Annotated in this window: 26 protein-coding genes and 1 pseudogene; 13 read left to right on the forward strand and 14 right to left on the reverse strand. The window is 65.7% G+C overall.

Annotated features, from left to right (window positions below):
• Window positions 1–178: 178 nt before the first annotated feature.
• The 10 genes and pseudogenes from BLJ79_RS06030 to BLJ79_RS06080 all read right to left on the reverse strand — a co-directional run bounded on the left by BLJ79_RS06030 (window position 179) and on the right by BLJ79_RS06080 (window position 8,096).
• Entirely contained in the window at window positions 179–757 is a 579-nt protein-coding gene (locus BLJ79_RS06030; RefSeq protein WP_175475404.1) for a TetR-like C-terminal domain-containing protein, read from the reverse strand.
• Between the two features lie 25 nt (window positions 758–782).
• Window positions 783–1,553, reverse strand: a complete 771-nt coding sequence (locus BLJ79_RS06035) for a tyrosine-protein phosphatase (protein ID WP_071213793.1) — start codon at window positions 1,551–1,553, stop codon at window positions 783–785.
• Window positions 1,553–2,386, reverse strand: coding sequence for a phosphonate ABC transporter, permease protein PhnE (gene phnE / locus BLJ79_RS06040; protein WP_071213794.1), 834 nt, complete (start codon window positions 2,384–2,386; stop codon window positions 1,553–1,555). The genes BLJ79_RS06035 and phnE overlap by 1 nt, the downstream gene beginning before the upstream one ends.
• Complete coding sequence (gene phnC / locus BLJ79_RS06045) at window positions 2,373–3,221, reverse strand: phosphonate ABC transporter ATP-binding protein (RefSeq protein WP_217641803.1); 849 nt, start codon at window positions 3,219–3,221, stop codon at window positions 2,373–2,375. Before phnC ends, phnE begins: the two co-directional genes overlap by 14 nt.
• Window positions 3,218–3,981: pseudogene (gene phnD / locus BLJ79_RS23910) on the reverse strand (phosphate/phosphite/phosphonate ABC transporter substrate-binding protein). The gene phnC and the pseudogene phnD overlap by 4 nt, the downstream one beginning before the upstream one ends.
• 480 nt (window positions 3,982–4,461) lie before the next feature.
• A complete protein-coding gene (locus BLJ79_RS06060; protein ID WP_071213797.1) occupies window positions 4,462–5,508 on the reverse strand; it encodes a sulfate/molybdate ABC transporter ATP-binding protein in 1,047 nt (348 codons plus the stop codon).
• Window positions 5,509–6,327 (reverse strand): ABC transporter permease, encoded by an 819-nt coding sequence (locus BLJ79_RS06065; protein WP_071213798.1) that lies wholly within the window; start codon window positions 6,325–6,327, stop codon window positions 5,509–5,511.
• A 9-nt stretch (window positions 6,328–6,336) separates the two neighbouring features.
• Window positions 6,337–7,134, reverse strand: a complete 798-nt coding sequence (gene modA, locus BLJ79_RS06070; protein ID WP_071213799.1) for a molybdate ABC transporter substrate-binding protein — start codon at window positions 7,132–7,134, stop codon at window positions 6,337–6,339.
• Window positions 7,131–7,541 (reverse strand): TOBE domain-containing protein, encoded by a 411-nt coding sequence (locus BLJ79_RS06075; protein WP_071213800.1) that lies wholly within the window; start codon window positions 7,539–7,541, stop codon window positions 7,131–7,133. The genes modA and BLJ79_RS06075 overlap by 4 nt, the downstream gene beginning before the upstream one ends.
• A gap of 87 nt (window positions 7,542–7,628) precedes the next feature.
• Window positions 7,629–8,096, reverse strand: a complete 468-nt coding sequence (locus BLJ79_RS06080) for a MarR family winged helix-turn-helix transcriptional regulator (protein ID WP_071213801.1) — start codon at window positions 8,094–8,096, stop codon at window positions 7,629–7,631.
• Window positions 8,097–8,224: 128 nt separating this feature from the next.
• Between BLJ79_RS06080 and BLJ79_RS06085 the strand changes: the two genes are divergently transcribed.
• The 10 genes from BLJ79_RS06085 (at window position 8,225) to BLJ79_RS06130 (ending at window position 18,066) form a co-directional block, all read left to right on the forward strand.
• Entirely contained in the window at window positions 8,225–9,151 is a 927-nt protein-coding gene (locus tag BLJ79_RS06085; protein ID WP_071213802.1) for an SDR family NAD(P)-dependent oxidoreductase, read from the forward strand.
• Window positions 9,152–9,168: 17 nt separating this feature from the next.
• Window positions 9,169–10,062 carry an amidohydrolase family protein gene (locus BLJ79_RS06090; protein WP_071213803.1) on the forward strand — a complete coding sequence of 298 codons (894 nt, stop codon included), beginning with the start codon at window positions 9,169–9,171 and terminating at the stop codon, window positions 10,060–10,062.
• Window positions 10,059–11,246, forward strand: coding sequence for an acyl-CoA dehydrogenase family protein (locus BLJ79_RS06095; protein WP_071213804.1), 1,188 nt, complete (start codon window positions 10,059–10,061; stop codon window positions 11,244–11,246). The genes BLJ79_RS06090 and BLJ79_RS06095 overlap by 4 nt, the downstream gene beginning before the upstream one ends.
• 72 nt (window positions 11,247–11,318) lie before the next feature.
• Window positions 11,319–11,774 carry a MaoC family dehydratase gene (locus BLJ79_RS06100; protein WP_071213805.1) on the forward strand — a complete coding sequence of 152 codons (456 nt, stop codon included), beginning with the start codon at window positions 11,319–11,321 and terminating at the stop codon, window positions 11,772–11,774.
• A gap of 230 nt (window positions 11,775–12,004) precedes the next feature.
• The gene (locus BLJ79_RS06105) at window positions 12,005–13,003 is read left to right on the forward strand and encodes an ABC transporter substrate-binding protein (protein WP_071213806.1); all 999 of its coding nucleotides are present in this window, start codon (window positions 12,005–12,007) and stop codon (window positions 13,001–13,003) included.
• 63 nt (window positions 13,004–13,066) lie between these two features.
• A complete protein-coding gene (locus BLJ79_RS06110; protein WP_071213807.1) occupies window positions 13,067–14,611 on the forward strand; it encodes an acyl-CoA synthetase in 1,545 nt (514 codons plus the stop codon).
• Between the two features lie 15 nt (window positions 14,612–14,626).
• On the forward strand, window positions 14,627–15,607 hold the full coding sequence (locus BLJ79_RS06115) for an ABC transporter substrate-binding protein (protein WP_071213866.1): 981 nt from the start codon (window positions 14,627–14,629) through the stop codon (window positions 15,605–15,607).
• Complete coding sequence (locus BLJ79_RS06120; protein WP_071213808.1) at window positions 15,604–16,443, forward strand: ABC transporter permease; 840 nt, start codon at window positions 15,604–15,606, stop codon at window positions 16,441–16,443. The genes BLJ79_RS06115 and BLJ79_RS06120 overlap by 4 nt, the downstream gene beginning before the upstream one ends.
• Window positions 16,440–17,213 (forward strand): ABC transporter permease, encoded by a 774-nt coding sequence (locus tag BLJ79_RS06125; RefSeq protein WP_071213809.1) that lies wholly within the window; start codon window positions 16,440–16,442, stop codon window positions 17,211–17,213. The genes BLJ79_RS06120 and BLJ79_RS06125 overlap by 4 nt, the downstream gene beginning before the upstream one ends.
• Window positions 17,203–18,066, forward strand: coding sequence for an ABC transporter ATP-binding protein (locus BLJ79_RS06130; RefSeq protein ID WP_071213810.1), 864 nt, complete (start codon window positions 17,203–17,205; stop codon window positions 18,064–18,066). Before BLJ79_RS06125 ends, BLJ79_RS06130 begins: the two co-directional genes overlap by 11 nt.
• A gap of 173 nt (window positions 18,067–18,239) precedes the next feature.
• Here the strand turns inward: BLJ79_RS06130 and ligM are convergent, their stop codons facing one another.
• Window positions 18,240–19,646, reverse strand: coding sequence for a vanillate/3-O-methylgallate O-demethylase (gene ligM, locus BLJ79_RS06135; protein ID WP_071213811.1), 1,407 nt, complete (start codon window positions 19,644–19,646; stop codon window positions 18,240–18,242).
• A gap of 301 nt (window positions 19,647–19,947) precedes the next feature.
• On the opposite strand from ligM, the gene BLJ79_RS06140 reads away from it, so the two are divergent.
• Window positions 19,948–20,946, forward strand: coding sequence for an ABC transporter substrate-binding protein (locus tag BLJ79_RS06140; protein ID WP_071213867.1), 999 nt, complete (start codon window positions 19,948–19,950; stop codon window positions 20,944–20,946).
• A gap of 85 nt (window positions 20,947–21,031) precedes the next feature.
• On the opposite strand, the gene BLJ79_RS06145 is transcribed toward BLJ79_RS06140, so the two are convergent.
• From BLJ79_RS06145 to BLJ79_RS06155, 3 genes are all read right to left on the reverse strand, one after another.
• The gene (locus BLJ79_RS06145) at window positions 21,032–21,883 is read right to left on the reverse strand and encodes a methylenetetrahydrofolate reductase (RefSeq protein WP_071213812.1); all 852 of its coding nucleotides are present in this window, start codon (window positions 21,881–21,883) and stop codon (window positions 21,032–21,034) included.
• A gap of 105 nt (window positions 21,884–21,988) precedes the next feature.
• Window positions 21,989–22,390 (reverse strand): VOC family protein, encoded by a 402-nt coding sequence (locus BLJ79_RS06150; RefSeq protein WP_071213813.1) that lies wholly within the window; start codon window positions 22,388–22,390, stop codon window positions 21,989–21,991.
• A 121-nt stretch (window positions 22,391–22,511) separates the two neighbouring features.
• The gene (locus BLJ79_RS06155) at window positions 22,512–23,093 is read right to left on the reverse strand and encodes a PadR family transcriptional regulator (RefSeq protein WP_071213814.1); all 582 of its coding nucleotides are present in this window, start codon (window positions 23,091–23,093) and stop codon (window positions 22,512–22,514) included.
• A gap of 115 nt (window positions 23,094–23,208) precedes the next feature.
• Here BLJ79_RS06155 and BLJ79_RS06160 point away from each other — a divergent pair, with 115 nt between their 5' ends.
• Window positions 23,209–24,303 carry an aromatic ring-hydroxylating oxygenase subunit alpha gene (locus BLJ79_RS06160; RefSeq protein WP_071213815.1) on the forward strand — a complete coding sequence of 365 codons (1,095 nt, stop codon included), beginning with the start codon at window positions 23,209–23,211 and terminating at the stop codon, window positions 24,301–24,303.
• A 36-nt stretch (window positions 24,304–24,339) separates the two neighbouring features.
• A complete protein-coding gene (locus BLJ79_RS06165) occupies window positions 24,340–25,350 on the forward strand; it encodes a PDR/VanB family oxidoreductase (protein ID WP_071213816.1) in 1,011 nt (336 codons plus the stop codon).
• The last annotated feature ends 96 nt before the right edge of the window (window positions 25,351–25,446 follow it).

Here is a 25,446-nt window from a genome sequence, read left to right on the forward strand (position 1 = left end):
GGCCGTGCGTCGTCGCGCGGGAAACCTGGGGAAGCCGAATGAATGTGATCCGTCTGCAAACAGTCTGTGGGCGCGGGCACACAAAGCACATGCCCCATCTCATTGAATGAGAATATGTGGAGTGAATTCGGGGAAGTTGCGCGGCTCCCGGGCACGGGCATRCCGACACAAATGATTCCTATGCGGCGATACCGCAAAAGAGCATCCGGATTGCCTCACGCACCCGCGCACGGCTCGCTTCGGTGCCGCCGTCGGGACGAACCACTGTTTGGTAGTAGGTAGCGCCGTTGATGAGGTCAAGGACGACCTCGAGGTCTACATCGACGCGGATTTCCCCCGTTTCCTTGCCGCGTTTCAGGATGGCCAGCGAGGATGCCCTGCGCCTGCTGACATGCCTTTCCCAGTAGGCCTGCTGCAGGGCCTTGTCCCGCAGGCCAAGGGCAAGGCGCTGGTCGATCAGGCGCTGGCCCCCCGCCAGGGATTCGATGTCCGCAAGGACATGGTCATAGGTCGCCACCAGGGATTCCAGGACGCTGTCGCGTTCAATGTGCGTGACAGCCCGGCGCTCGGCGTCGAGGGCCGCCACGACGACCGCCTGCCGGTTCTCCCAGCGACGGTAGATGGCGGCGCGGCTCGCGCCACTTCGAGCGACGAGTTCGGCGAGCGTGAAGTCATCCCCGACCGGTTTTTCGCGCAACAGGTCGACGGCGGCGCGCAATACCCGGTCGGCGATCTCGGTGTCGCGCGGGCGTCCCACGGGGCGGGTATCCGAGTGGGCCTGCCTACCGGATGCCGCGGAATCGTGCTTCAACGAGTCGCTCCCGCAGCTGGACCGTCGTTTCGGCGCGATGTCCCGCGCTGTGCAGGACGGCCACCAGGCCGCCGTCGCGCTCCAGGTCGGCGAGCATGGCGGCCATGCTGCCGGCATGCGCCCCGAGCATCGGGTGGCCCGCCGGCCGTTCCGGCATGCCGTTGACGGCCACCGCGCTGCGCATCGCCCCCMGCCGGGCCAGCACCGCCGGGACGTTGGCATGGGTGGCGGCGTAGTCGTCGATGATCGTCTCCGGGTGGGCACCGAGCACCGCGAGGATGGCGGCTGCCAGGACTCCGGTGCGGTCCTTGCCCGCGGCGCAGTGGAAGAGCACACCCCCGGGGGCGTCGGCGATCAGGGCCAGTGCCCGCACCAGCTGGGGAGCGCGGTCGCGGAACAACCGCGCGTACCAGGAGCCGACGTCCGCCGGGGTTCGGGTGGCGGCGGACAATGCCGCAAGCGCCTGCGGGTCCGCGGAATCGTCGGTGAGCGGCAGGTGATGCCGGAGCAGGATGGGTCCGTCCGCGGGGCCGCTGCCGCTGCGCTCGACCTCGCCGGCCGAGCGCAGGTCCAGGACGGTGCCCAGCCCGGACGCGGCGAGAGAAGCGATTTCGTCGGCAGGAGCGGATGCGATGTCATCGGCGCGCCACAGCATCGTCGGGCGCACCCGGCCACCGGCCACGGGCAGGTGGCCGAGGTCGCGCAGGTTTGCCAAGGGCGAAACAAGGGATGTGAGGGTCATTAGCTCAGCTTCTTTCTGACCATGGCGCTGGCCCGGTCGATGATGGTCACCAGGACCACGATGGAAATGATGATGGCAAACATGTGCCCGTAGTCGTAGAGCCGCATGGCGTTGGTCAGTTCCAGGCCGATGCCGCCTGCGCCGACCAGACCGAGCACCGTGGCGCCGCGGACGTTGCCTTCGAAGAGCAGCAAGGTGTAGCTCACCAGCAACGGCGAGGCCTGTGGCAGAACGCCGTAGCGGATCACCTGTCCGCGCGTGGCTCCGGAGGCGCGCAACGCCTGGAGCGGCGCCTCGGGCACCGATTCCATGGATTCGGCATACATCTTGCCGATCGAACCGATGGATCCCAGGATGATCGCGAGGATTCCGGCAAACGGGCCCAAGCCCACGGCCGAGACGAACATGAGCGCGAAGATCAAGTCGGGAATCGACCGCAGAACGTTAAGCACGCCCCGGGTGAGTGTGTAGAGCCAGGCGGGTGCGATATTCGAGGCCGCACCGAATGCCGCGAGCAGGGACAACAGCGCACCGATCAGCGTGCCGACGATGGCCATCTGCACGGTCTCGGCCAGGAGGTCCAGCACGACGTCCATCTTGTCGAAGGTCGGCGGCCACATCCGCACGAGGTAGTCGCCCATCTTCGGCAGACCTTCGGCGAGGCGTTGCAGGCTGAATCCGGATCCGGCCATGGACCACCAGACGGCGCCCGCGGCCACGGCCAGGGAGATGATTCCCGAGGCTCCGGGGGCCTGGAACGGGCGGGCGAGCCGCAACCGGTCCCTCTCGTCAAGGGCCGGGAGCCGGGCGGGCTTGGTGTCAGTGCTCTTCATCGTCTTCGCTTTCCTGCCCATAGATGTCGGTGACCATGTCCGGTGTCAGTGCCTCGACCGACCCGGTGTGCCGTACCTGCCCCGCCTCGAGGGCGACAAACCTGTCGGCGTAGCGGACTGCCAGATCCACGATGTGGAGGCTGACCACCACGGGTATGCCGTCCTCACGCGCAATGCGGCGCATGAGCCGCAGCACGGATCCAGCCAGCCGGGGGTCCAGCGACGCCACGGGTTCGTCGGCCAGGATGATGCGCGGCTCCTGCATGAGTGCCCGGGCAATGGCCACGCGCTGCTGCTGTCCGCCGGAGAGACTGTCCGCCCGCTGGCGGGCCTTGTCTGCCAATCCCACCCGGTCCAACAGCTCCAGGGCACGCTCCCGCTGCCGCCGCGGGAAGATTCCCAGGGCGTTGGCCGGGCCGGCATGGTGGAGCCCTCCGGTGAGTACGTTGGTCAGTGCGCTGAGCTGCGGGACCAGATTGAAATGCTGGAAGACGTAGCCGACCTTGGAGCGAAGCCGCCTCAACTCGACCCCGGTTGCGCCAATCACGTCCTGCCCGTCGATGGTTAGTTGCGTGGCGGTGCTCGGGGCCATGCCGGTGGCAGCCTTCATGAAGGTGGATTTTCCGGAGCCGGAGTGCCCCAGCAGGGCCACAATTTCACCGGGGCGAACGTCCATGGTGAAGCTCTCGAGGGCGGTGTATCCGTTGGGGTAGGTGACGCGGAGGTCCTTGGCGACAAGTATGGGGGGCGCCAGGTGGGTTCCGGCGCCGGAGGCTGTACGGGGGCCGGTATGCGATCCGGTCTGGTGCCCCGCGGGAGGAAGATTGAGGGTCACCGCATGTCCTCGAGGTCGACTCCGACGTTTTCGGCGACCTTGAGCAGCGGCTCGTAGGGCGTGATGCCGGGATTGAGGGTGTATTCGGTGGCGCCGCCGAGTGTGAGGATTTCGGGGTTGTTGGTCATCTTCTCCGGCAGCGTGTCCAGCAGCTGTTGACGGGTTTCGGCCGGGAGATCCGGGCTGACCACGATGCCGATGCCGACCGGAATGGGGTCGGTCTCCCCGATCAGCTTCAGGTCGCTCTTCTTCAGGGCCCCGGATTCGATGATCCGCTCGGCGATGGATGAGCAGGCGACGTCGACGGAACCGTTGACCATGGCCAGCAGCGCGGAATCATGGCCGCCGGCAAAGGCGGATTCGTAGTCCTCACCGTCAACCAAGCCGTTGTCGGCCAGCAGGGACTTTGGCATGAAGTATCCGGTGGTGGAGCCCGGGTCCACGAAGGAGACGGTCTTCCCTGCGACGTCCGCTATGGATTCGATGCCGCTGCCCGGCTTGGCGTAGCAGTAGGAGGCAGGTTGGTGGCGTCCTTGTTCCAGACGATGAGCGGATCCACGGAGCCGTTCTTGACGGCCAGGGCGGTGGAGAAGGGACTCATGACCGCGACGTCGACGTGCCCCTGGCGGACTGCCTCGACAACCCCCAGGTAGTCGGCCGGCATTTCCCGGGTGACGTCCTTGCCGGTCGCCTCGGCGATGAAACCTTGGATGACCTTGGCCTCGGAAAGGATGTCCGGGTCGTCGGTTCCCGGAGGCATGGCAAAGACCAGGGTGTTGTCCGCTGGGGCTGCATCGGCGGTGGCCGTGGTGCTGCCGCAGGCGGAAAGCGCAAAGGTGCCCGCTGCGAGTATTGCTGCAACGGAGGCGAAACGTTGGGCGCGTTGGGTGGAAGTCAAGGGAAGGGCCTTTCTTGAATGCGAGTGGGGGGATGCGGCAGGCCTGCGTGATGCTGGGGCCCGGTTCGCTGGCGGCGGGGAACGTTGCCGGTACTAACGAGAATGGCAGTCCGAAATTGCCGAGAATTACGAGACCGGAAGACTCGAAATGACGCGGAGCTGAACATCAGACGATGAGGAGGCCAGGAGTGGCGTGGAATTCGGGCATTCGAATGCCGAGTGGGGCCGGCCAGGGCCAACCGCAGGGCTTGGTCTCATGGATTCGGGGTAAAGCGGTATCGCGATCCAGGGCGATGGTGGGATCGCTTTCCTTCGCGCCGGCCGTGATCCACGGCCCGTGGATCAGGTGCCGTAGATGGTGACAGCTGTGGCCTTGACGACAAACCAGGCCCTGGCGCCGGGGACAAGCCCGAGGTCGGCCAGGGCCGCCGGGGTGATGTCGGCCGCCAGGTCGCCGGCCCGCACGCGGACCGCGTCCCCGTGGGGTTCCAAATCGGTGATGGTGGCGCGAAGCAGGTTCCGCGGGCTGCCGTGCGGCGGATCCAGGTACACCGAGACCGCCGAGGGGCGGAAGGCCGCCGCCGCCGGGACGCCCGGCGACACAGACCCCTCGGGGGTTCCGGAGACCAGTCCGTACCGGGTGTCGATCCCCTCGGTGCGGGCGGTGCCGGTGAGCAGGTTCAGCCCGGAGAGCCCGGCGGCAAAGCGGGAACGCGGCCTGTTGAGCACCTCGCGGGTGGCCCCGGCCTCGGTGATGCGCCCATCCTCCATGACGATGACCTTTTCGGCGAGCATCAGGGCATCGAGCACGTCGTGGGTGATGATGATGGCGCTGCGGCCGGCCAGCACGTGCTTCAGAAGCCGGCGCATCAGGGGCGCGGCATGGATGTCCAGCGCGGCCATGGGCTCATCGAGCAGCAACAGGTCCGGACCGGCAGCCAGCGCCCGGGCCACGGCGACCCGCTGCGCCTGGCCCCCGGACAATTCCCCGGGGCGCCGGGATTCCAGTGCCCCGGTGTCGGTGGAGGCGAGCCATTGGCGCGCAACGCTTCTGGCCTCGGCCACGGGGGTGCCGGTGCTGCGCGGGCCGAAGGCCACGTTTTCCAGGACGCTCAGGTGCGGAAAGAGCAGGGGCTCCTGTGCCAGCAGCGCGGTGCCCCGGTCGTGCGGCGCCACCCAGGTGGACCGGGGGGAATCGAGGTCGAAGAGGGTGCGCTCGCCGATCGTCGCGCTGCCCGAGTCCGGGCGCAGCAGCCCGGCAATGATGGACAGCAACGTGGATTTGCCCGCCCCGTTGGGGCCCAGCACCGCCAGGGTCTCGCCCGGGGCCAGTTCCACGGCAACCTCGAAGTTCCGGGATTTCAGCGTGGCCTCAAACCGGAACCCCACCTAGCTCGCCCCCGCCATGGACTGGCGCCCGCGCGGCGAGCGGTAGGACAGGGCCACGACGATGACGGCGACGGCAACCAGGACCAGGGACAGTGCCACCGCGGCATCCGCGTCGGTCTCGCGCTGCAGGTAGATCTCCAGCGGCAGGGTCCGGGTGACGCCCTGCAGGGAGCCGGCGAACGTGAGGGTCGCCCCGAATTCCCCGAGGCTGCGGGCAAAGGAAAGCACCGCTCCGGAGGCCAGTCCGGGAAGCACCAGCGGCAGGGTCACGCGGCGCAGCACCGTGGTGGGACGCGCCCCCAGCGTTGCCGCGACAGCCTCGTACCTGCCGCCCGCGGTGCGCAGCGCGCCCTCGAGGCTGACCACCAGGAAGGGCAGGGCGACGAAGGTCTGGGCCAGGATGACTGCGGTGGTGGAAAACGCGATCTGGATCCCGGCCAGCTCCAGGGACCGGCCCAGCAGGCCCTGGCGTCCGAAGGTGTAAAGCAACGCGATGCCGCCGACCACCGGCGGCAGCACCAGGGGCAGCAGCACGAAGGCGCGCAGCACCCGTTGACCCGGGAAGTTCCCACGCGCCAACACCAGGGCCAGCGGGATGCCGAGGATGATGCACAGGGCGGTGCTGGCCGTCGAGGTGCGCAGGCTCAGGCCCAGCGCACTCAGCGAGGCTTCCGAGGTGATCAGCGGAATGAACTCGGGCCAGTTGACCTTGGCCACCATGCCGAGCAGTGGGAGCATGACAAACAGCGCGCCCACGACCGCCAGGGCAAAGATCCAGGGCGGGATGGCGGTATATCCTGACCCGCTGCGTCTGGACATCCGGCGCACCTACGGTGTTCCGAAGCCGGCGGAGGAAAGGACCATGCTGCCCCGGGGGCCGGTGACCGAGGCGATGAAGGCATCCGCCAGTTCCTGGTTGGGACTGGTGGCCACGGTGGCGATCGGGTAGGTGTTCACTGCCGCATCGGATTCGGGGAAATCGATGCCCTTGGCCTTGTCACCGGCAGCCAAGACGTCGGTGACGTAGACCAGCCCCGCGTCGGCCTCACCGCTGGTCACCTTGCCCAGCACGTCGGTAACGGAGGATTCCTCGCTGACCGGGGCGAGCGTCACTCCGGCGGATTCTTCGACGGCCTTGGTCGCGGCGCCGCACGGGACCTGGGGTGCGCAGATGACCAGTTTGAGGCCGGGTCTGGCCAGATCGCCAAGGGAAACGATCGAGGCGGGGTTGGACGGGGGAACCACGATTTGAAGGGTATTGGTGGCGAAATCGACGGGCGTGCCGGCAACCAGGCCAGCGTCCTGCAGCTTGGACATGTTCTTGGTGTCGGCCGAGGCGAAGACATCGGCCGGGGCGCCGGCGGTGATCTGGGTGACTAGGTCCGAGGATCCGGCGAAACTCAGGTGGACGGTGGTGCCGGGATGGCTGGCCTCGAAGTCGTCGGCCAGCTGCGTGAACGTGGATTTCAAGGAGGCCGCGGCAAATACCGTGATGCTTCCGGTGGGCCCGGTGCCGGGGGAGTTGGGCGAGGCGTCGCTTGCGGCGCCCTGGGCGCATCCGGCAAGCGAGGCGATGAGTGCCCCGGCCGTGACGAGTGTGGCCATGCTTTTGCCCAGGAAACTCATGTCGCGGTCTTTCCCTGCGGGGATTCGATGATGACGGTGGTCGCCTTGACCACGGCGGTGGCAATGGACCCCGGCTTGAGGCCCAGTTCCCGGGCGGCCTCGCTGCTCATCAGCGAGACCACGCGGAACGGCCCGCATTGCAGCTCGACCTGCGCCATGACGGTATCCATGGTGATGTCGGTGACCAGTCCGACGAATCGGTTGCGTGCGGAGGAACCGATCTGCGAGGGGTCATCGGGCAGGTGGGCCTGGTTCCGGGCGAGGTGGGCCAGCTCGAGCCCGTCGACGGCCAGCCGGCCCGAGGTGTCCTTGTGCGGAGTGAGGTTTCCGTTCTCGGTCCAGCGGCGAATGGTGTCGTCGCTGACCCCGAGAAAGCGGGCTGCTTCGGAGACGCGAATTTTCGGCATATTCCCATGGTGTCTCATTTGCGGCGGTAATGGAGTCTAAAGCACGCAAATTCGGAAAAAAGCCCGCTTGGCAGGCGCCCGTCTCGATCAGTCGCGAAACGCGATCCGCGACAGCAGGTCGCGCAGGGTCTCTTGTTCCGCCTTGCTCAGCTTCGCCATGGCTACGGCCTCGCCCTCGGCGGTGGCTTTGCGCGCCTTGGAGTAAAGCTGCTCGCCGGACCTCGTGCCGGTGATGACCTTGGAGCGGCGGTCGTTGGGGTCGGCGGTTCGCTCCACTAGGCCCCGGCCTTCCAGCTGGTCGACCAGTGGCACGATCTGGCTCGGATCCAGCGAGAGGAATTCGGCCAGTTCCCGCTGCGTGGGTGCCTGTCCGCTGCAGGCCAGCGAGAGCACCGAGTAGGAGCGGACCTTGAGGTCAAGTGGCTCGAGGAGCTTGTTGGCGCGTGCCGATCCCAATGAGCGGGTGCGGGCGGTGAGGAACTCGATTTCCCCCGCCAGTTCGCTGGACAGGAATCGGTCAATGGTGTTCATGGTGGTGCCCGGCTTGGTTGCCATGGTGCTGCCCCTCGAGATTGATAAGAAACTTAATCGTTGACTTTATCAAGAGTTTAAGTTGTTATGTATATAGCAAGGTTCCCACGACACGGTCGGCGGGGGCAATAACTACCCTCGAAGGAGCAGACATGTCACTGGCTGGAAAAGTTGCAATCGTTACCGGCAGCGGCCGCGGACTCGGCCTGAGCTACGCACAGGAACTGGCCCGCCAGGGTGCCGCAGTGGTCGTCAACGACGTCGATGCCGACGTGGCCGCCGAGGCGGTTGCCTCGATCACCGCGGCGGGCGGCAAGGCCGTGGCGGTCGTGGCCCCCGTCGGATCTTCCGAAACCGCCCAGGCACTGGTTGCCTCCGCCGTGGAAAACTTCGGGCGCCTGGACATCCTGGTCACCAACGCCGGCGTGCTGCGCGACAAGTCGATCCTGAAGATGACCGACGAGGACTTCGACCTGGTCATCAACGTGCACCTGCGCGGCACCTTCACCTGCGTCCGCGAGGCCTATGGCTACTTCAAGGAAAACAACATCGCCGGTCGCATCATCACCATCGGTTCGCCCACCGGCCAGCGGGGCAACTTCGGCCAGACAAACTACGCCGCCGCCAAGGCCGGCATCGTGGGCATGGTGCGCACCTGGGCCATGGAAATGAAGCGTGCCGGCGTCACGGTCAACGCCGTCATCCCGGTGGCCGCCACCGCCATGACCAAGACCGTCCCGTTCTTCGCCAAGGCCGTCGAGGCCGACGAGCGCGGCGAGGCCATGCCGGACTTCTTCCGCAAGGAACTGGGCTTCGGCACCGCCGACGACGTGGCAGGACTCATCGCCTTCCTCGCCTCCGAGCAGGCAGGCAACATCACCGGCCAGGCCATCGGCGCCGGCGGGGACCGCCTGCAGCTGTGGAGCCACCCGGAGGCGATTGCCTCGGAATTCAACGACGGCGGCTGGGACTACGCCACCTTGCTCGAACGCTTCCCGTTTGCGGGCAACCTGCAGTCGGTCGGCGAAAAGTTCCCGGAGCTGCCGGCCGAGCTGCAGCCCGAACCGGCAGCCAAGTAGAAAGCACCACCATCACGATGAGCGTTCGCTACGAATCCAACATCGACCTCGACGCGGTCACCGCGATCGACATGCACGTGCACGTCGAGGTCGACGACTGCGGGCACAAGGCCATGCCCGAGGACCTTTTCGAGGCCTCGGCCGCTTACTTCAAGTCCGCGGACCGCACCCCGTCGGTGGACCGGATCGCCCAGGTCTACCGCGAGGCGAAGATGGCCGCGGTGCTCTTCACCGTCGATGCCCGCACCGCGCTGGGCCACGAGCCGAACTCGATCGACGACCTGGTGGCCGGGGCCGCGCGCAACAACGACGTGCTGATCCCCTTCGGCTCGGTGGACCCGCGCACCGGCCCGGCCGCGATCACCGAGGCCCGCCGCCAGGCGGACGAACTCGGGGTGCGCGGCTTCAAGTTCCACCCCTCGCTGCAGGGCTTCGACCCCTCTTCCGAGGATTTTTACCCGTTGTGGGAGGCGCTTCAGGAGCTCGGGTTGCCATGCATCTTCCACACCGGGCAGAACGGGATGGGCGCGGGGCTTCCGGGCGGGCGCGGCATCAAGCTGCGCTACTCCAACCCGCTGCTGCTCGACGATGTGGCAGCGGACTTCCCGGGGCTGACGATGATCATGGCCCACCCCTCGGTGCCGTGGCAGGACGAGGCGAACTCGATCGCCACGCACAAGGCGAACGTGTTCATCGACCTTTCGGGCTGGAGCCCGAAGTACTTCCCGGAGTCCTTGGTGAAGATGAGCAACAACGTGCTCTCCCGCAAGGTGCTTTTCGGCACCGACTACCCGTTGATCACCCCGGAAAAGTGGCTGGGCGCCTTTGCCGAATTGCCGCTGAAGGACGAGGTCCGCCCGCTGATCCTCAAGGACAACGCGGTGCGGGTGCTGGGACTGCGCAGGCCATGACCGACTTCTATCCCAGCGACCAGTACGGCTTCGCGCGGCTGCTGACCGATGCCGAGCGCGCCGCGCTGCTGCGCCTGCGCGCCGTGCTCGATGAGCATGTGCGCCCGGTGCTCAGCGACCATTGGGAACGCGGGGAGTTCCCGGAATCGATCATCGAGCCGCTGGTGGGCCTGGACTTGATGCGGCCGGCCGAGGTGCTGGCCGCCGGCGAGCCGGTCCGCGGCCTCTTCGGCGGCTTCCGGAACTTCGAGCTGGCCCGGGTGGATGCCTCGGTCGTCACCTTCTACAACGCCCAGTCCGGGCTGTTCCGCACCACGGTGAACCTGGGCGGCAGTCCCGAGCAGGTCGCCGAGCTGGACCCGCGCATCGCCTCCTACGAATTCAAGGGCGTCTTCGCGCTCACCGAACCGGACCACGGATCGGACATCGCCGGGGGACTGGCAACCACCGCGACGTTCACGGACGACGGACAGGGCGGGCACTGGGTGCTCAACGGGGCCAAGCGCTGGATCGGCGGCGCCGCCCAGGCCGACGTGCTGGCCGTGTTCGCCCGCGACACCGCCGATTCGAAGGTCAAGTGCTTCTTGGTGCCCACCGACGCGCCGGGCATGAAGCTGAGCAAGATCGAGCGCAAGACCAGCTTGCGGATCATGCAGAACGCAGACATCGAGTTGGTTGACGTCAGGGTTCCGGAGTCGGCGCGGCTGGCGAACATCAACTCGTTCGCCGACGTCGCCGCCTGCCTGCGCAACATGCGCTCGGACGTCGCCTGGATCGCCGCCGGAGCGGCGGCCGGCGCCTACGAGGCGGCGCTGAAGTACGTCACCGAGCGCCACCAGTTTGGCAAGCCGCTGGCGTCCTTCCAGCTGATCCAGGAGAAGCTCGCCACGATGCTCACCAACGTGACCGCCTCCCTAGCCATGGTCACCAGCCTGACCCAGGCACAGGACGAGGGCGTCTACAAGGACGAGAACTCGGCCATGGCCAAGATGTTCACCGCGCGCATGCTGCGCGAGACCGCCGCCCTGGCACGGGAGATCTGCGGGGGCAACGGCATCGTGCTCGACTACGATGTCGCCCGCTTCCACGCCGACGCCGAGGCGATCTATTCCTACGAGGGCACCGACGAGATCAATGCGTTGATCCTCGGCAGGGCCATCACCGGGATCGGGGCCTTTCGCTAGATTGCCCCGGCACCACAAGTCTGTTTTTTGCACATCTCAAGACCAACCACTTAGTTAAAGGGAGTACCCATCATGGGCCAGACAGTTCTTTCCTACGAGCAGCTCGCAACCGCGGCCGGCACCGACCTGGGATACAGCGAATTCCGCACCGTCACCCAGGACCAGGTCAACACGTTCGCCGACGCGACCGACGACCACCAGTGGATCCACACCGACCCGGAAAAGGCCAAAGACGGCCCCTTCGGCGGTCCGATTGCCCACGGCTACCTCTCGCTGAGCCTGCAGATCGCCTTCTGGTCCGAGCTTTTCGACGTCACTGGCGTCTCCACCCGGGTGAACTACGGGCTGGACAAGGTCCGCTTCCCCTCGCCGGTTCCGGTGGGCGCGCAGATTCGCATGAAGGCTCAGATCGCGGAGGTAGAGGAAGTCAAGGGCGGTTACCAGATCGCCGTTGACCAGGTCGTCGAGGTCGAGGGCGCGCCGAAGCCGGCGGTCGTTTCGCGCGGCATTTACCGTTTCTACGCCTAGTATCCAGCAAAAGGTCGGGAGCCCGCTGGGGGTGCTCCCGGCCTTTGCCGTAGTGGCGCRAGGTCGCTGGTCCGAATGTGGCGTCACATTCAGCCATCCCAGGCGCACAAAAGTGACAACTATTGATTTTCTCAATGATTGTGCTTAGATTGTCCTATGTGGCAGGGGTCACAGAATCTCGCGGTTGGGGCGTAGGTGCCTGGCCTATCATTTTTCACCAAGGAGCATCCATGAAGAAGCGTTTGTCCACTATCCTCGCCGGGGCATCGATTGCGGCTCTCGCACTGACCGGTTGCGGCCAGGGATCGCCCTCCGGTTCCGCCGCCTCGGATGCGGGTACCGCCTCCGCCGCCGGCTCCGACGGACTGACCAAGGTTGTCGTCGGCGTCCTGCCGATCGCACCGTCAGTTGCCGTGAAATACGGAATCGACAAGGGCATCTTCGAAAAGCACGGACTCGACGTCGAGTTCACCACCAGCTCCGCCGGTGCAGCCATGCTTCCGGCCGTCTCCACCGGCGACCTGAACTTCGCCGTCGGCAACCCGCTCTCGGTGCTGACCGCGGTCGACAAGGGCTTGGACATGAAAATCGTCTCGGGCTACTCAGACTCCAAGGCCGAAGGGGACGACATCAACGGCGTGGTCGTGCGTGCCGATTCGGGCATCAAGGACTTTGCCGGCCTGGCCGGCAAGACCACCTCGGTGAACGCGCTGAAGACGCAGGGCGACCTGACCATCATGGAATCCGCCGCGATCGATGGCGGGGACTCGGGGGCCCTGAAGTTCTCCGAGATGCCGTTCCCGGACATGGAAGCGCAGCTCGACCGCGGGAACATGGACGCCGTCTGGCTCCCGGAGCCGTTCCTGTCCAAGGCGCTGGCGAACCCGGACAACGCACTGCTCGGCTACCCGAACCAGAAGGCCATCCCCGGCCTGCCAACCATGGTCAGCTTCACCAGCGGCAAGTTCGCCCAGGAGAAGCCAGAAGTCGTCTCCGACTTCAAGGCAGCCATGACCGAAACCCTCGCCGCTGCAGAAGCCGACCAGGCCGGGGCCAAGGCCATGCTGCCCGAGTTCATGAAGATGGACGCCAAGGTGGCCGAGAACCTGAAGATGGAAACCTGGGACGGCGAGGTGCCCAGCGACCAGCTCGCCAAGCTGGCCGAGCTGGCCGCCAAGCTGAAGTTCCTTTCCAAGGCACCCGACGTCGCGGCCATGACGGTCAAGTAGTACCGACAACAACGTTCTAAGAAGGTGTGCCGGCCATCCGGCCGGCACACGGGAAAGGCACCCATGCTCAACCAAGGTCTCGGCGGCTGGATCCACAAGCGCCGCGTCAAGTCGCAGGACCACGCGGCCGTCATTGAGGGGGAAAAATCCCTGAGCTACGCACAGCTGGCGACTCGCATCGACAAGCTGGCCAACGCGCTTCGGGCCTTGGGCGTGGCCAAGGGCAGCCGCGTGGCGTACCTGGGCAACAACCACTCCGCCTTCCTGGAGACCCTCTTTGCCTGTGGCGGCATCGGTGCCATCTTCGTGCCGCTCAACACCAGGCTGACCCCGCGTGAACTGAACTACGCGCTGAACGACTCGGGCAGCACCGTGCTGATCAACCCGGAGTCGCTGGACGACCTGGCGCAGGCCGCGATGGGCGAAAGCCCCGTGGAGCACCACCTGGTGCTCAACGACGAGCCCGGGGCGGACTCGGCGTACGAGCGCGCACTGGGTGCGGCGGAGGCCGGCTTCCAGGACATCGCCGTGGACCACGAGGATCCAGCCATCATCCTGTACACCTCCGGAACCACCGGCCGGCCCAAGGGCGCGGTGCTGACGCACGGGAACATGACCTGGAATTCACTGAACGTCCTGGTCGACTACGACGTGACCAGCGACGCGAAGGCCCTGATGATCGCCCCGATGTTCCACGTGGCCTCGCTGGGCATGGGTGCGTTGCCGACGCTGCTCAAGGGCGGCACCCTGGTGCTGCAGGACCGTTTCGAGCCCTCCTCGGTGCTCGCGGCGATCGAGCGCCACTCGATCACCTCGCTCTCCGGGGTCCCCACCACCTACCAGATGCTGGCCGAGCACCCCGCATGGGCCGGCACCGACATTTCCTCGCTGCGCATGCTCACCTGTGGCGGCTCCGCGGTCCCGATGCGTGTGCTCGAAGCCTACGAAAAACGGGGCCTGGGATTCTCGGGCGGCTACGGTATGACGGAAACCGCCCCGGGGGCCACCTCCCTGCAGGCCGAACGCTCCCGTGCCAAGGCCGGTTCGGCCGGCCTGGCGCACTTTTTCACCGACGTGATGATAGTTGATCCCTCGGGGGCCGAACTGCCGGCCGGCCAAGCCGGCGAGATCCTGATCTCGGGCCCGAACGTGATCAAGGAATACTGGCAGCTTCCGGAGGCCAGCGAGGCTGCCTTCATCGACGGACACTGGTTCCGCTCCGGGGACATGGGGCACCTGGATGACGAGGGTTTCCTTTACATCTCAGACCGGCTTAAGGACATGATCATCTCGGGCGGGGAAAACATCTACCCGGCCGAGGTGGAACAGGCCATCATGGAACTTGACGGCGTGGCCTCGGTGGCCGTCATCGGTGTCCCGGACGAAAAATGGGGCGAGGTGCCGAGGGCCATCGTGGTCCCGGTGGAGGGCGCGGCCATCACCGAGTCCGACATCAAGGAACACCTGGCAGGACGCCTGGCCAAATACAAGATCCCCCGCACGGTGGTGCTCACGGACGATTTCCCGCGCACCGCCAGCGGCAAGATCCGCAAAACCGATTTGCGCAAGAACTTCGGCGGGACGACTCCCCCGGTACACACAAGCTAAGGATTCATGACGACCATGAAAAACAAACTCACACTCGCAGTGGCCGCCTTGGGGATTCTCGCATTGAGCGCATGTGGCTCGGGCTCGCCCAGCGGCGAGGCCGCCGGCACCGCCTCCGAATCCGGCGGCGCCGGCCTGGAAAAGATCACCGTCGGCGTGATCCCGATCGTGGACACCGCCCCGATCTTCCTCGGCGACTCCAAGGGCTTCTTCGAGGCCGAGGGCTTGGACCTGGACATCCAGACCGCCACCGGCGGCTCGGCCATCGTGCCGGGGATCCAGTCCGGAAGCTACGACTTCGCCTTCTCCAACTACGTCTCGCTCATGGTCGCCAACGACAAGGGCCTGAGCATGAAGGTCGTCGCCAACGGCGTGACCACCTCCGGGAACAAGGACGGGGACTTCGGCGCCGTGGTGGTCCCGAAGGACTCGCCGATCAAGAGCCCCAAGGACCTGGCAGGCAAGAAGGTCTCGGTGAACAACCTTTCCAACATCGGGGACATCACCGTTTCGCAGGTCGTCAAGGACGACGGCGGGGACCCGAGCACCGTTGACTTCGTCGAGGTTCCGTTCCCCGATGCCCCGGCGGCCCTGGAAAACGGCATCGTGGATGCCGCCTGGATCCTCGATCCTTTCCTGGTCCAGGCCAAGGGTGACGGCGCACGGGTCGTGAGCAACAACTTCTCCGACTTCGATCCGGAACTGGACATCGCCGGCTACTTCGCCTCCTCGGACAAGGTCGCCGCCGAGCCCGAGCTGACGGCCAAGTTCCAGCGCGCGATGAACAAGTCGCTGGAATACGCGAACGAGAACCCGCAGGAGGTCCGCGACATCGTGGGCACCTACACCAAGATCGATGAGGAAACCCGCGCCAAGCTGGTGCTGCCGCGCTACCGCGTGGACATCAACACCGAGGCCGCACAGAAGCTGGGCGACGCGGCCCAGGAATTCGGTGCCATCGCCAAGCCCGTTGACCTCGAGGCCCTGTTGCCATGACCCAAGTGACCGAACCATCGACGCGCGCCGCGGTGAAGGCCAAGGCCTCCCGCGCGCCGTCCAAGGGCCTGCCGAAGTGGGTGCTGGGCCTGATCGGCATCGTGGTGTTCCTGGGGTTCTGGGAGCTGATGCCGGCGCTGGGCGTGGTGCAGGCCAAGTACCTGCCTCCGGCCTCCGAGGTCATCGCGGCCCTGGCCACCGACCTGGGGCTGACGGCGTTCTGGGTCGCCGTGGGCGACACCATGCTCGCCTGGGCGATCGGCCTGGCGATCGCCGTGGCCGCGGCCCTGGTGCTGGGCCTGGTGATCGGGATGTCGCCGTTCCTGCGGCGCTTCACCAACTCGACCATCGAGTTCCTGCGCCCGATCCCGTCGGTGGCGCTGATCCCGCTGGCGGTGCTGCTCTTTGGCATCAAGATCGAGTCCTCGCTGCTGCTGATCGTCTACGCCTGCTTCTGGCAGGTGCTGATCCAGGTCCTCTACGGGGTGGCGGACGTGGACAACGTGGCGATGCAGACGGCCCGCTCCTACGGGTTCTCCTACGCGCAGCGGGTGCGGGACGTCGTGTTCCCCACGATGCTGCCGTACCTGATGACCGGGATCCGGCTGGCCGCCTCGGTGGCGCTGATCCTGGCGATCACCGCGGAACTGCTGATCGGCTCCCCGGGGCTGGGAAAGGAGATCGCCCTGGCGCAGTCCGGCGGCGCGATTTCCGGGATGTATGCGTTGATCCTGGCCACCGGGTTCCTGGGGGTCGCGATCAACGGGGTCACCCGGGTGGTTGAGAAACGGGTGCTGTCCTGGCACCCGTCGGTTCGCGGGGAGGCGACGGCATGAAAATCCTGAAATCCTTCGGCTTCCTGTTGGGGTTGCCGCTGATCTTGCTGGCCTGGTGGTGGCTGGCGACCTCCGGGGCGCCGAACTTCTTCGTGCCCACCCCGGCGAAGCTGGTCACCACGTTCATCGAGACCTGGTTCGGGGAGCGGATGCTCACCGACGTGCTGCCCAGCATCATGCGCCTGGTGATCGGTGTGCTGGCCGCGATCGTGCTGGGCATCGTGCTGGGGCTGGCCGTGGGCCTGAACCGCACGCTGCGCGCGGTGACCGAGCCGGTGTTCGAGTTCTTCCGGGCGCTGCCGCCGCCGGTGCTGGTTCCGGTGCTGATGCTGCTGGTGGGCATCAACGACGGGATGAAGGTCGCGGTGATCATCTCCGGCTGCATCTGGCCGGTGCTGCTGAACACCATCGAGGGCGTGCGCTCCATCGACCCGGTGCAGAACGAGACCTCGCGGTCCTACGGGATCACCGGGTTCTCCCGGATCCGCTACCAGATCCTGCCCTCGGCAACCCCGACGATCATGGCCGGGGTGCGCCAGGCGCTGTCCATCGGGCTGATCCTGATGGTCATCTCCGAGATGTTCGCCTCGTCCTCCGGCCTGGGGTTCACGATCGTGCAGTTCCAGCGGTCCTTCGCGGTCCCGGAAATGTGGTCCGGCATCGTTGTCCTGGGGCTCATCGGCGTGGCCCTGTCGTTTATTTTCCAATGGGTCCAACGGCGCGTGCTGCGCTGGTACCACGGCCTGAAAGAGGTTGAAAATGCAGTCTGAGAATCCCACGTCGCACAAGGGCGGCCGCACCCTGCCCGAGGGGCAGGCCCTGCTCTCGGTCCGCGGACTGAAGAAGGTTTACCACACCGACGCCGGGGACATCGAGGCGGTGCGGAACCTGACCTTCGATTTGGGCCGCGGCGAGCTGGTCTGCCTGGTCGGTCCCTCGGGCTCGGGCAAGACGACGCTGCTCAAGTGCATCGCCGGGCTGCTGAACTCCACTTCCGGAGAGGTGCTCCTGGACGGGCAGAAGGTCACCGGCCCGCCGAAGAAGATGGCGGTGGTGTTCCAGGAATACGGCCGCTCCCTGTTCCCGTGGCTGCGCGTGGCGGAGAACGTCGAGCTGCCGCTGAAGAACGCCGGGGTTCCCAAGGAGGAACGCAAGCGCCTGGTTCAGGAAGCCTTGGAAGCGGTGGGCCTGGACCACGTGCCCAAGTCCTATCCGTGGCAGCTCTCCGGCGGCATGCAGCAGCGCGTGGCGATCGCCCGGGCGGTGGCCTACCAGCCGGAGGTGCTTTTGATGGACGAGCCGTTCGCGGCCGTGGACGCGCAGACCCGTGCGGACCTGGAGGACTTGATCCGCAGCGTCTGGAAGAAGCTGGGGGTGACGGTCCTGTTTGTCACCCACGACATCGACGAGTCGATCTACCTGGGGGAGCGGGTGATCATCCTGTCCTCCTCGCCGACGATCGTGCAGGAGGACATCGTGATCGACCTGCCGGCCGAGCGGGACCAGCTGGAGACCCGGTCGCTGCCGCGGTTCACCGAGCTGCGCCACCACGTCTATGCGGAGATCCAGAAGGCCAAGCAGGGGCACCGCCCCGAGGAAGCCATCACCATGGTCGCCAAGTAGCAAGATCCGTACCCTCATTACCGGGACGCCGTGCGTCCGTCATCCCCGTAGCCGGGCGATGACGGGCGTACGGCGTCCTTTTGTGGCCCGCGCCTCGTCCGTCGAACCACGTACAAGTGGCCGCCGTTCCCATTCACGGGATCGGCGACCACTTTGCCGGCTGCTGGGGGCGCCTACTTCCCGTAGGAGGTGCGCCACCCGCCCTGGTATTCGGCCCGGGCCACGGTCGAGTACGGCACGGGGCTGACCACCACGCGGGCCTCGAACTGGCGGTGCGGCTCCACGGTGGTCTTCTTCGTCCCTCCGTCCGGCTCGCCCCACACCACACGCAGCTCGGTGCCCTCGGGGACATCCGGATCAACAATGGCCAGGGACAGCCCCCGGCGCTCGTTGGAGCTGTAGCCGGTGAACATGGACAGGCCCACGGTCTTGCCGTCGGCATCGATGACGCGGTCGTAGTTGGAGGAACCGTAGTTTGCCAGCGGCAGATCGAAGTACTTGTAGGGGACCTCGTCGAGGTCCAAGACGGAGGAAAGGATCGTGCCCAGGTCTTCGGCGTTCCAGGCGAGGGTGACCTTCTTGCGCTGGCTGGCCGGGTCGATCTTCTCCAGGGCCTCGCGGCCGATGAAGTCGTGGTCGAATTTCACGAAGGATCCGTAGCCCAGTTCCCAGGGCGTGTGATAGTAGTCCTCGATGTCAGTGGAATCGAAGCTTCCGGCCACGGCGTTGGTGGCCTCGTAGCTGTCGGCACCCAGCCATTCGCGGTAGGCGCGCAGCTCCTCACCGGTGTAGATCCCCGGCAGCGGCGAGGGGATCCACCCGGATTCCAGGGTGTTGGAGGGATAGGCCCGCGCACCGACCGGCACCATGCCGAATTCCGCCCCCGCGTCCAGCACTGCCGCGCGGATCGTGTCGTAGGATTCGTACGGTCCCCAGATTTCCAGACCCGGTGCCCCTGCCATGCCGTGGCGCAGGGTGCGCACCTTCTGGCCGGCGATGGTCATGGTGTCCATGGAGAAGAAGCGCTGCTGTTCCAGCGGTTCGCCATTGAGCTTCTCGATGATGTTCCAGGCCTGTGGCCCCTGGATCTGGAAGCGCCAGTATTTGCGCTGCACCGGCTTGCCCATGGGGCGGGAGGGGGAGCGGCGATCCACTTCGATCTGTACGTCGTACCCGCCTGTTTCCGCCTGGAAGAGCAGCCAGTTGGCGGCAGGTGCCCGACCCACGTACACGTATTCGTCCTGTTCCTCGTGGAAGAGGATGCCGTCGCCGATGACGTGGCCGGCCGGTGTGGTGGGGACATACTGCTTGGCGCGGTTCACCGGGAAGACCGCCACGCTGTTGATGGCGGTGTCGGAGATCAGCTTCAGGGCGTCGGGGCCCTTGATGAAGAGGTTGTCCATGTGGTGGGTCTGGTCGTAGAGCACTGCGGTTTCCCGCCAGGCACGCTGCTCGCTGCGCCAGTTGGAGAATTCCGGGGCCACCACCGGATAGACGTAGGCCCCGAGCTGGGAATTGCGCAGCAGTTCGGCGGTGTTGCCAGCCGCATCCAGGACTTCCTGGAGGTTCTTGGGTGACATGCGAGAAGGCTTCCTTTCCTTGGGGAGCGGTGCCCTTTTTTCGCCGGGCCCGCACTGGAACACGAAGGAGCGGCGTATCTGCCGCTACCCCGACCATAGGCCAACGGACTCACTAAGTCGATAGTTACTTTTCGGAAAACCAAACCCCACGCGGCCTTGCCGCGGACCCCAGGATGCCGTGAAGTTGCGCGCCCAAGTATTTGGTCCCGTCGATATGCCCCAAAGCACTATCGGAATAGGTAGTATGCGACGTACATCACTTTTCTTTCGGGGGGTGACCCCGGGAATCCTGGAGACCAGCATGAAGAGAATCAAAGGGGCGTTGGCCCTGCTCGCGGCACTGAGCTTGGCGGCCTGCGGGAGCGGATCGCCGTCGACCGGCCCGGTCGAATCGTCCACAGAAGGCGCATCCGGCAGCGGCGCCGCCACGGGACTGGAAAAGGTCGAGGTCGGCGTGATCCCGATCGTGGACGTCGCCCCGATCTACTTGGGCGTCAAGGAGGGGCTCTTCGAAAAGGAGGGCCTGGACGTCAAGCTGACGCTGGCCCAGGGAGGGGCGGCCATCGTCCCGGCCATCATGAGCAAGCAGATGGACTTCGGGTTCTCGAACGTCACCTCCATGATCGTGGCACGCTCAAAGAGCCTGCCCCTGAAGATGGTGGCACCCGGGGGCAGCTCCACCGGCGACACCAAGGCGGACTTCGCCTCGGTGATGACCAAGCCGGACAGCGGCATCAAGGACATCAAGGACCTGGTCGGCAAGAAGGTCGCCGTAAACACCCTGAACAACATCTCGGACTCAACCATCAGCGAGGCGGTGAAGCTCGCCGGCGGGGACTACAAGCAGGTCCACTTCGTGGAAATGGGCTTCCCCGACATGGCGGCCCAGCTCGCTGCCGGCAACGTCGATGCAATGGCGGCCGTCGAACCGTTCGTGACCATCTCCGAGGCAGACGGCAATGTTCCGATCTTCTCCAACTACGCCGAACCGGTCGATGACCTGACCGTCGCCGTCTACTTCACGTCGGATGAATACATCAAGGAAAATCCCGAAACGGCGGCCAAGTTTGCCCGTGCCATGAAGGCCTCGCAGAAGTTCGCCGACGAGAACCCCGACAAGGCCAAGGCCGTCCTGCCGGACTACACCTCGCTGGAGCCGGATGTCATCGAGAAGCTGACGATGCCGAGGTACTACACCGAGGTCAACGAGGCCTCCATCGAGAAGATTGCCGAGATCTCGCTGGACCGCGGACTCATTGAAAAGATTCCGGACCTCACGGCGCTGCTGCCGTCAAAGTAGCTCCTACCAAGCATGAAGTCGGCGGCCTGCCGGGAACGGTTTCCCGGCAGGCCGCCGTCGGTTCTGCATGCTCCTGGTCCCCGTCTCAGAGGTGCGTCGCAACCCAGTCCGCGGTGGTCTTGATGCCGCCGAAGGTGTAGAAGTGCAGCTTGATCTCCCCATGGCGTGCCGGGTCGTAGTCCCGGGCCAGGTCGGCAACGAAGCGCTCGGGCCCGGCGGTCCCGAGCAGGTTCCCCAGGGAAAATCCGTAGCGCTTGGCGATCCCGGCGGAGGAAGCGACTCCGAACCGTCGGGCATAGCCCAGCAGTCGCTTGATGCCAGCCGGACCGGGTACCCCGATCCGCACCGGCAACGTGATGCCGCGCTCACGCAACGTGGTTAGCCAGTCCAGGACCGGGACGGTGTCGAACCCGAACTGGGTGATGATTTCGCCCTCGAATCCCCTCTCCCGAAGGGCGGCACTCTTGGCCTCGAGGGCCGACCAGAGTGCGTCGGCCTCGATTTCGGAATGGCCGTCGGGATAGCCGGCGATCGACACCGCGTTCACTCCGAAGGCCTCGAGCCGCCCGGAGGTGATCAGCGACAGCGAATCGGGGAAAGGGCCCATGGGTTCGGTCGGGTCGCCGCCGACGGCGAAGACGTGGCTTCCGGACCCGACCTGCACCAGCGCCTCAAGGAAGCCGTCGAGCTCGCCGGTGGATGCCAGCCTGCGCGCCGAAATGTGCGGCACTGGATGCAGTCCGGCTTCTTTGACGGCTGCCGCCGCGGCCACCCGCATCGACACATCCTCGTTGCCCAGGAAAGTGACGTTGACGGGGGTTCCGGGCGGCAGGGACGGGGCTGCTGCTTGGAGTGCGGGGATGTCCTTGCCCGTCATTTCCAGGGAGAATCCGTTCAGCAAGCCCCCGGAGGTGGTGCCGGGATGATCCGTTGTCATCGGTGGTGCCCCTTTCGTGCCCCGTGGGGCAGATCGGCATCATTGCCTATCCCCATAGGTATATCCCGGATGCACGATGGTGTCCATGGCCAGGGGGAGGGTCGGTCATTCCTTGGGAATGACCACCTCGCCCTCGAGTCCGTCCGGGTCCCGGAAGAACATACTGAGCACGGAACCGAAGTCGTTGATTCTCCCGTCTCCCGCTCCGGAGGCGATGAGCCGGTTGCGGATGGTCTCGAAGGCCGGCCGGGAGGCGGCTGCAAGGCCGAGGTGGTCGATGCGTCCGCGGCCCCACATCGGGGTCTGCCGTCGTGCCTCGGCGTTCCCGTCGATCACGAAGACATTGAGTTCCGTGCCCGGCCCGATCCTGATGTTTGTCATGGTCTCGCCCGGGCCGTGGTTGCGGGTCGGTCCCACCTGCGCGTCGAAGACCTTTCGGTAGAACTCGCCCAGTTTTCCGACATCGTTTGAGATGATCGCGATGTGGTTGACCCCATCCAGCAACATGTTCCCATCCTCCGTCTTGCCATGGCACGCTCGAGTGCCTTCCATGCCATTGAGCTACAGGTTCCGGGAGTTTACAAGGGCGGCCCAGCGGTGGCCGGCTCGGGGCGAATGGGGCTGGCGGTCAGCCGTTGAGCCGGTCGATGAGCTTGAGTCCGCGCCGGGCCCAGGCGATTTCTGCCTCCGCCTGGGACATGAGCCCCTCGTAGGTGTAGATCTTGTAGGCGCTGGTCTTTTCGCGGTCGGCCTCCGGGGTGTTGGCCAGGCGCCGGTTGAGCATGGCGCTGGAGCCATCCTCGATTTCCCTGACCTTTTCGCGCCATTGGCCCAGAAGCCCCGTGTGGTGTTCGATGTGGGCGCGCAACTGCTCCCGGGCGGCATCCGGATCCGCCCATTCCAGATAGGCGGCCTTGAGGTGTGCGGGGTCGCGGGTGCGGGCGTATTCCAGCGGGGTGTTCATCCAGTTCCTGAATGCAGCCTTGCCCGCCTCGGTCACGTGGTACTGGCGCTTCTTGCCACGCGGGCCCCAGGGGATTTCCTCGCCTTCGAGCAGGCCCTCGGACTCCATGCGCCTGAGCTCCGGATAGATCTGCGAGTCGGGGGCGTGCCACACGTGACCGACCGAGGACTCGAACTGCTTGTGCAGGTCGTATCCGGTCATCGGCTCGACAACGAGCAGGGCGAACAATGCGTTACGGAGACTCATAGCAACTTTCGGCGGTCACGGGTGTTGCAAATCACTATATCCGCAGTTAGTCTATGACCAACACCACTAACTATGTCGATAGGTAGTTTTGCTGCCGTATCGAAAGGAAAACCCCATGACCGTCGTCGCCACGACAAGCTCCACCACCAACAAGGTCCTGCCCCACCCGCTGAACGCCTGGTACGTGGCCGGCTGGGACCACGAGGTCACCCGCAAGCCGATGTCCCGCCGCATTGCCAACCGGCCCGTGGCCCTCTACCGCACCGAGGACGGCAGGGCCGTCGCGCTGGCGGATGCCTGCTGGCACCGGCTGGCACCGCTGTCCATGGGCAAGACCATGGAAAAGGACACCATCCAGTGCCCGTACCACGGCATCATCTACAACTCGGCCGGCCGCTGCGTCTCCATGCCGGCGCAGGAAACCATCAACCCGTCCGCCACCGTCCCCTCGTTCCCCGTCGTGGAGCGCTACCGCTATGTGTGGATCTGGATGGGCGACCCGACGCTGGCCGACCCGGACCTGGTGCCGGACATGCACCAGATGACGTCCGACGAGTGGGCTGGAGACGGGCTGACCATCCACGCGGCCTGCAACTTCCAGCTGGTGCTGGACAACCTCATGGACCTGACCCACGAGGAGTTCGTCCATTCCTCCACGATCGGCCAGGAGGAACTCAGCGAGTCCGACTTTGTCACCGTGCGCGAGGGCAACAAGGTGACCGTCACGCGCTGGATGCACAACATCGACGCCCCGCCGTTTTGGCTCAAGAACATGCGTGACAAGTTCCCCGGTTTCGAAGGCAAGGTCGACCGCTGGCAGATCATCAACTTCGAGGCGCCCTCCACCATCAGCATCGACGTGGGCGTGGCCAAGGCCGGCACCGGTGCACCGGAAGGCGACCGCAGCCAGGGTGTCAACGGCTTCGTAATGAACACCATCACCCCGGAAACCGACAGGTCCTCCCACTATTTCTGGGCCTTCATGCGCAACTACTGCCTGGACAGCCAGCTGATCACCACCCAGCTGCGCGACGGCGTGCACGGGGTCTTTGGCGAGGACGAGGAAATGCTCATGGCCCAGCAGGCAGCCATCGACGCCAACCCGGACTACGAGTTTTACAACCTGAACATCGACTCGGGCGGCATGTGGGTGCGCCGCATCCTCGAAGCGATGCTGGCCGCCGAGGGACGCCTGGCCACCTCCGCCTAAGGCGGAGACGGACAGCGAAGGATACGGACAAGGACCATGGCAGCAACCAACATTGAAACCTGGCAATCGGCAACCGTCGAACAGGTGGTTCCGGTCGCCGACGGCATTGCACGCATCGTGCTCATACCCTCCCTGCCGCTCAAGGCCGAGCCGGGATCGCACGTGGACCTCATGGTCGAAATCAACGGGGAACAGGCAAAACGCTCCTACTCGGTGGTGGAATCGAACCACGACGGGACCCGGCTGGTGATCAGCGTGATGAAGGCGCCGCTCTCGCGGGGAGGCTCGATCTTCATGCACTCACTCGTTCCGGGGCAGCGACTTGAAATCACCCAGCCGCTGCAGAACTTCCCGCTGCGCGTCGGCGCCCGGCGCTACATCCTGCTCGCCGGAGGCATCGGCATCACCGCGATCGCCAACATGGCAGCGGTGCTCAAACGGCTGAAGGCCGACTACACGCTGGTGTACGTCGGACGCAGCCGCAGCGCCATGGCGTACCTGGAAGAACTGTCCGAACTGCACGGCGAGCGGCTCGAGGTGCACGTCGATGACGAGGGCAGCTCGCTGAAGGTCCCCGCGGTGGTGTGCCGCGCCGACGCGGACACCGAGCTGTACATGTGCGGGCCCATCCGGCTGATGGACGCGGTGCGCCGCACCTGGGTGGAGCGCGAGCTGGATTTGCCCAACCTTCGTTACGAGACCTTCGGCAACAGCGGCTGGTACGACCCCGAGGAATTCATCGTCAGGGTTCCCAAGCTCAACCTGGAGGTCACGGTCCCGCAGGGCCGCTCCATGCTCGAGGCCCTCGAGGACGCGGGCGCGGAGATAATGTTCGACTGCCGCAAGGGAGAATGCGGGCTCTGCGAGGTCCGCATCACCGAGGTCTCCGGTGCCATCGACCACCGCGACGTGTTCTATTCCGAGCGCCAGCAGCGCCAGGGCACGAAGATGAACTGCTGCGTCTCGCGCGCCGTCACTTCGGCCACTGGCGCCAAGACCGACGCCGCCCATGCCGGGCCCGCCGTCATCACCATCGAACCAAACTAGCCACAAACCGCATTTGACAGGTCTCCCGAGGGTTCCGACAAGGGACCCTCGGGAGATCTGTCGCGCCCATAAGCGGAAGCCCCACCCACGTCACAA

The sequence above is a fragment of the Arthrobacter sp. UCD-GKA genome (assembly GCF_001863355.1).
In the GTDB taxonomy this organism is placed as follows: domain Bacteria; phylum Actinomycetota; class Actinomycetes; order Actinomycetales; family Micrococcaceae; genus Paeniglutamicibacter.

What these genes read in the sequence shown, in the direction of transcription:
- phnE (WP_071213794.1), bottom strand. Translation starts at nt 2,386, where the DNA reads ATGAAGAGCACTGACACCAAGCCCGCCCGGCTCCCGGCCCTTGACGAG.
- BLJ79_RS06065 (WP_071213798.1), bottom strand. Translation starts at nt 6,327, where the DNA reads ATGTCCAGACGCAGCGGGTCAGGATATACCGCCATCCCGCCCTGGATC.
- modA (WP_071213799.1), bottom strand. Translation starts at nt 7,134, where the DNA reads ATGAGTTTCCTGGGCAAAAGCATGGCCACACTCGTCACGGCCGGGGCA.
- BLJ79_RS06075 (WP_071213800.1), bottom strand. Translation starts at nt 7,541, where the DNA reads ATGCCGAAAATTCGCGTCTCCGAAGCAGCCCGCTTTCTCGGGGTCAGC.
- BLJ79_RS06080 (WP_071213801.1), bottom strand. Translation starts at nt 8,096, where the DNA reads ATGGCAACCAAGCCGGGCACCACCATGAACACCATTGACCGATTCCTG.
- BLJ79_RS06085 (WP_071213802.1), top strand. Translation starts at nt 8,225, where the DNA reads ATGTCACTGGCTGGAAAAGTTGCAATCGTTACCGGCAGCGGCCGCGGA.
- BLJ79_RS06090 (WP_071213803.1), top strand. Translation starts at nt 9,169, where the DNA reads ATGAGCGTTCGCTACGAATCCAACATCGACCTCGACGCGGTCACCGCG.
- BLJ79_RS06095 (WP_071213804.1), top strand. Translation starts at nt 10,059, where the DNA reads ATGACCGACTTCTATCCCAGCGACCAGTACGGCTTCGCGCGGCTGCTG.
- BLJ79_RS06100 (WP_071213805.1), top strand. Translation starts at nt 11,319, where the DNA reads ATGGGCCAGACAGTTCTTTCCTACGAGCAGCTCGCAACCGCGGCCGGC.
- BLJ79_RS06105 (WP_071213806.1), top strand. Translation starts at nt 12,005, where the DNA reads ATGAAGAAGCGTTTGTCCACTATCCTCGCCGGGGCATCGATTGCGGCT.
- BLJ79_RS06110 (WP_071213807.1), top strand. Translation starts at nt 13,067, where the DNA reads ATGCTCAACCAAGGTCTCGGCGGCTGGATCCACAAGCGCCGCGTCAAG.
- BLJ79_RS06115 (WP_071213866.1), top strand. Translation starts at nt 14,627, where the DNA reads ATGAAAAACAAACTCACACTCGCAGTGGCCGCCTTGGGGATTCTCGCA.
- BLJ79_RS06120 (WP_071213808.1), top strand. Translation starts at nt 15,604, where the DNA reads ATGACCCAAGTGACCGAACCATCGACGCGCGCCGCGGTGAAGGCCAAG.
- BLJ79_RS06125 (WP_071213809.1), top strand. Translation starts at nt 16,440, where the DNA reads ATGAAAATCCTGAAATCCTTCGGCTTCCTGTTGGGGTTGCCGCTGATC.
- BLJ79_RS06130 (WP_071213810.1), top strand. Translation starts at nt 17,203, where the DNA reads ATGCAGTCTGAGAATCCCACGTCGCACAAGGGCGGCCGCACCCTGCCC.
- ligM (WP_071213811.1), bottom strand. Translation starts at nt 19,646, where the DNA reads ATGTCACCCAAGAACCTCCAGGAAGTCCTGGATGCGGCTGGCAACACC.
- BLJ79_RS06140 (WP_071213867.1), top strand. Translation starts at nt 19,948, where the DNA reads ATGAAGAGAATCAAAGGGGCGTTGGCCCTGCTCGCGGCACTGAGCTTG.
- BLJ79_RS06145 (WP_071213812.1), bottom strand. Translation starts at nt 21,883, where the DNA reads ATGACAACGGATCATCCCGGCACCACCTCCGGGGGCTTGCTGAACGGA.
- BLJ79_RS06150 (WP_071213813.1), bottom strand. Translation starts at nt 22,390, where the DNA reads ATGTTGCTGGATGGGGTCAACCACATCGCGATCATCTCAAACGATGTC.
- BLJ79_RS06155 (WP_071213814.1), bottom strand. Translation starts at nt 23,093, where the DNA reads ATGAGTCTCCGTAACGCATTGTTCGCCCTGCTCGTTGTCGAGCCGATG.
- BLJ79_RS06160 (WP_071213815.1), top strand. Translation starts at nt 23,209, where the DNA reads ATGACCGTCGTCGCCACGACAAGCTCCACCACCAACAAGGTCCTGCCC.
- BLJ79_RS06165 (WP_071213816.1), top strand. Translation starts at nt 24,340, where the DNA reads ATGGCAGCAACCAACATTGAAACCTGGCAATCGGCAACCGTCGAACAG.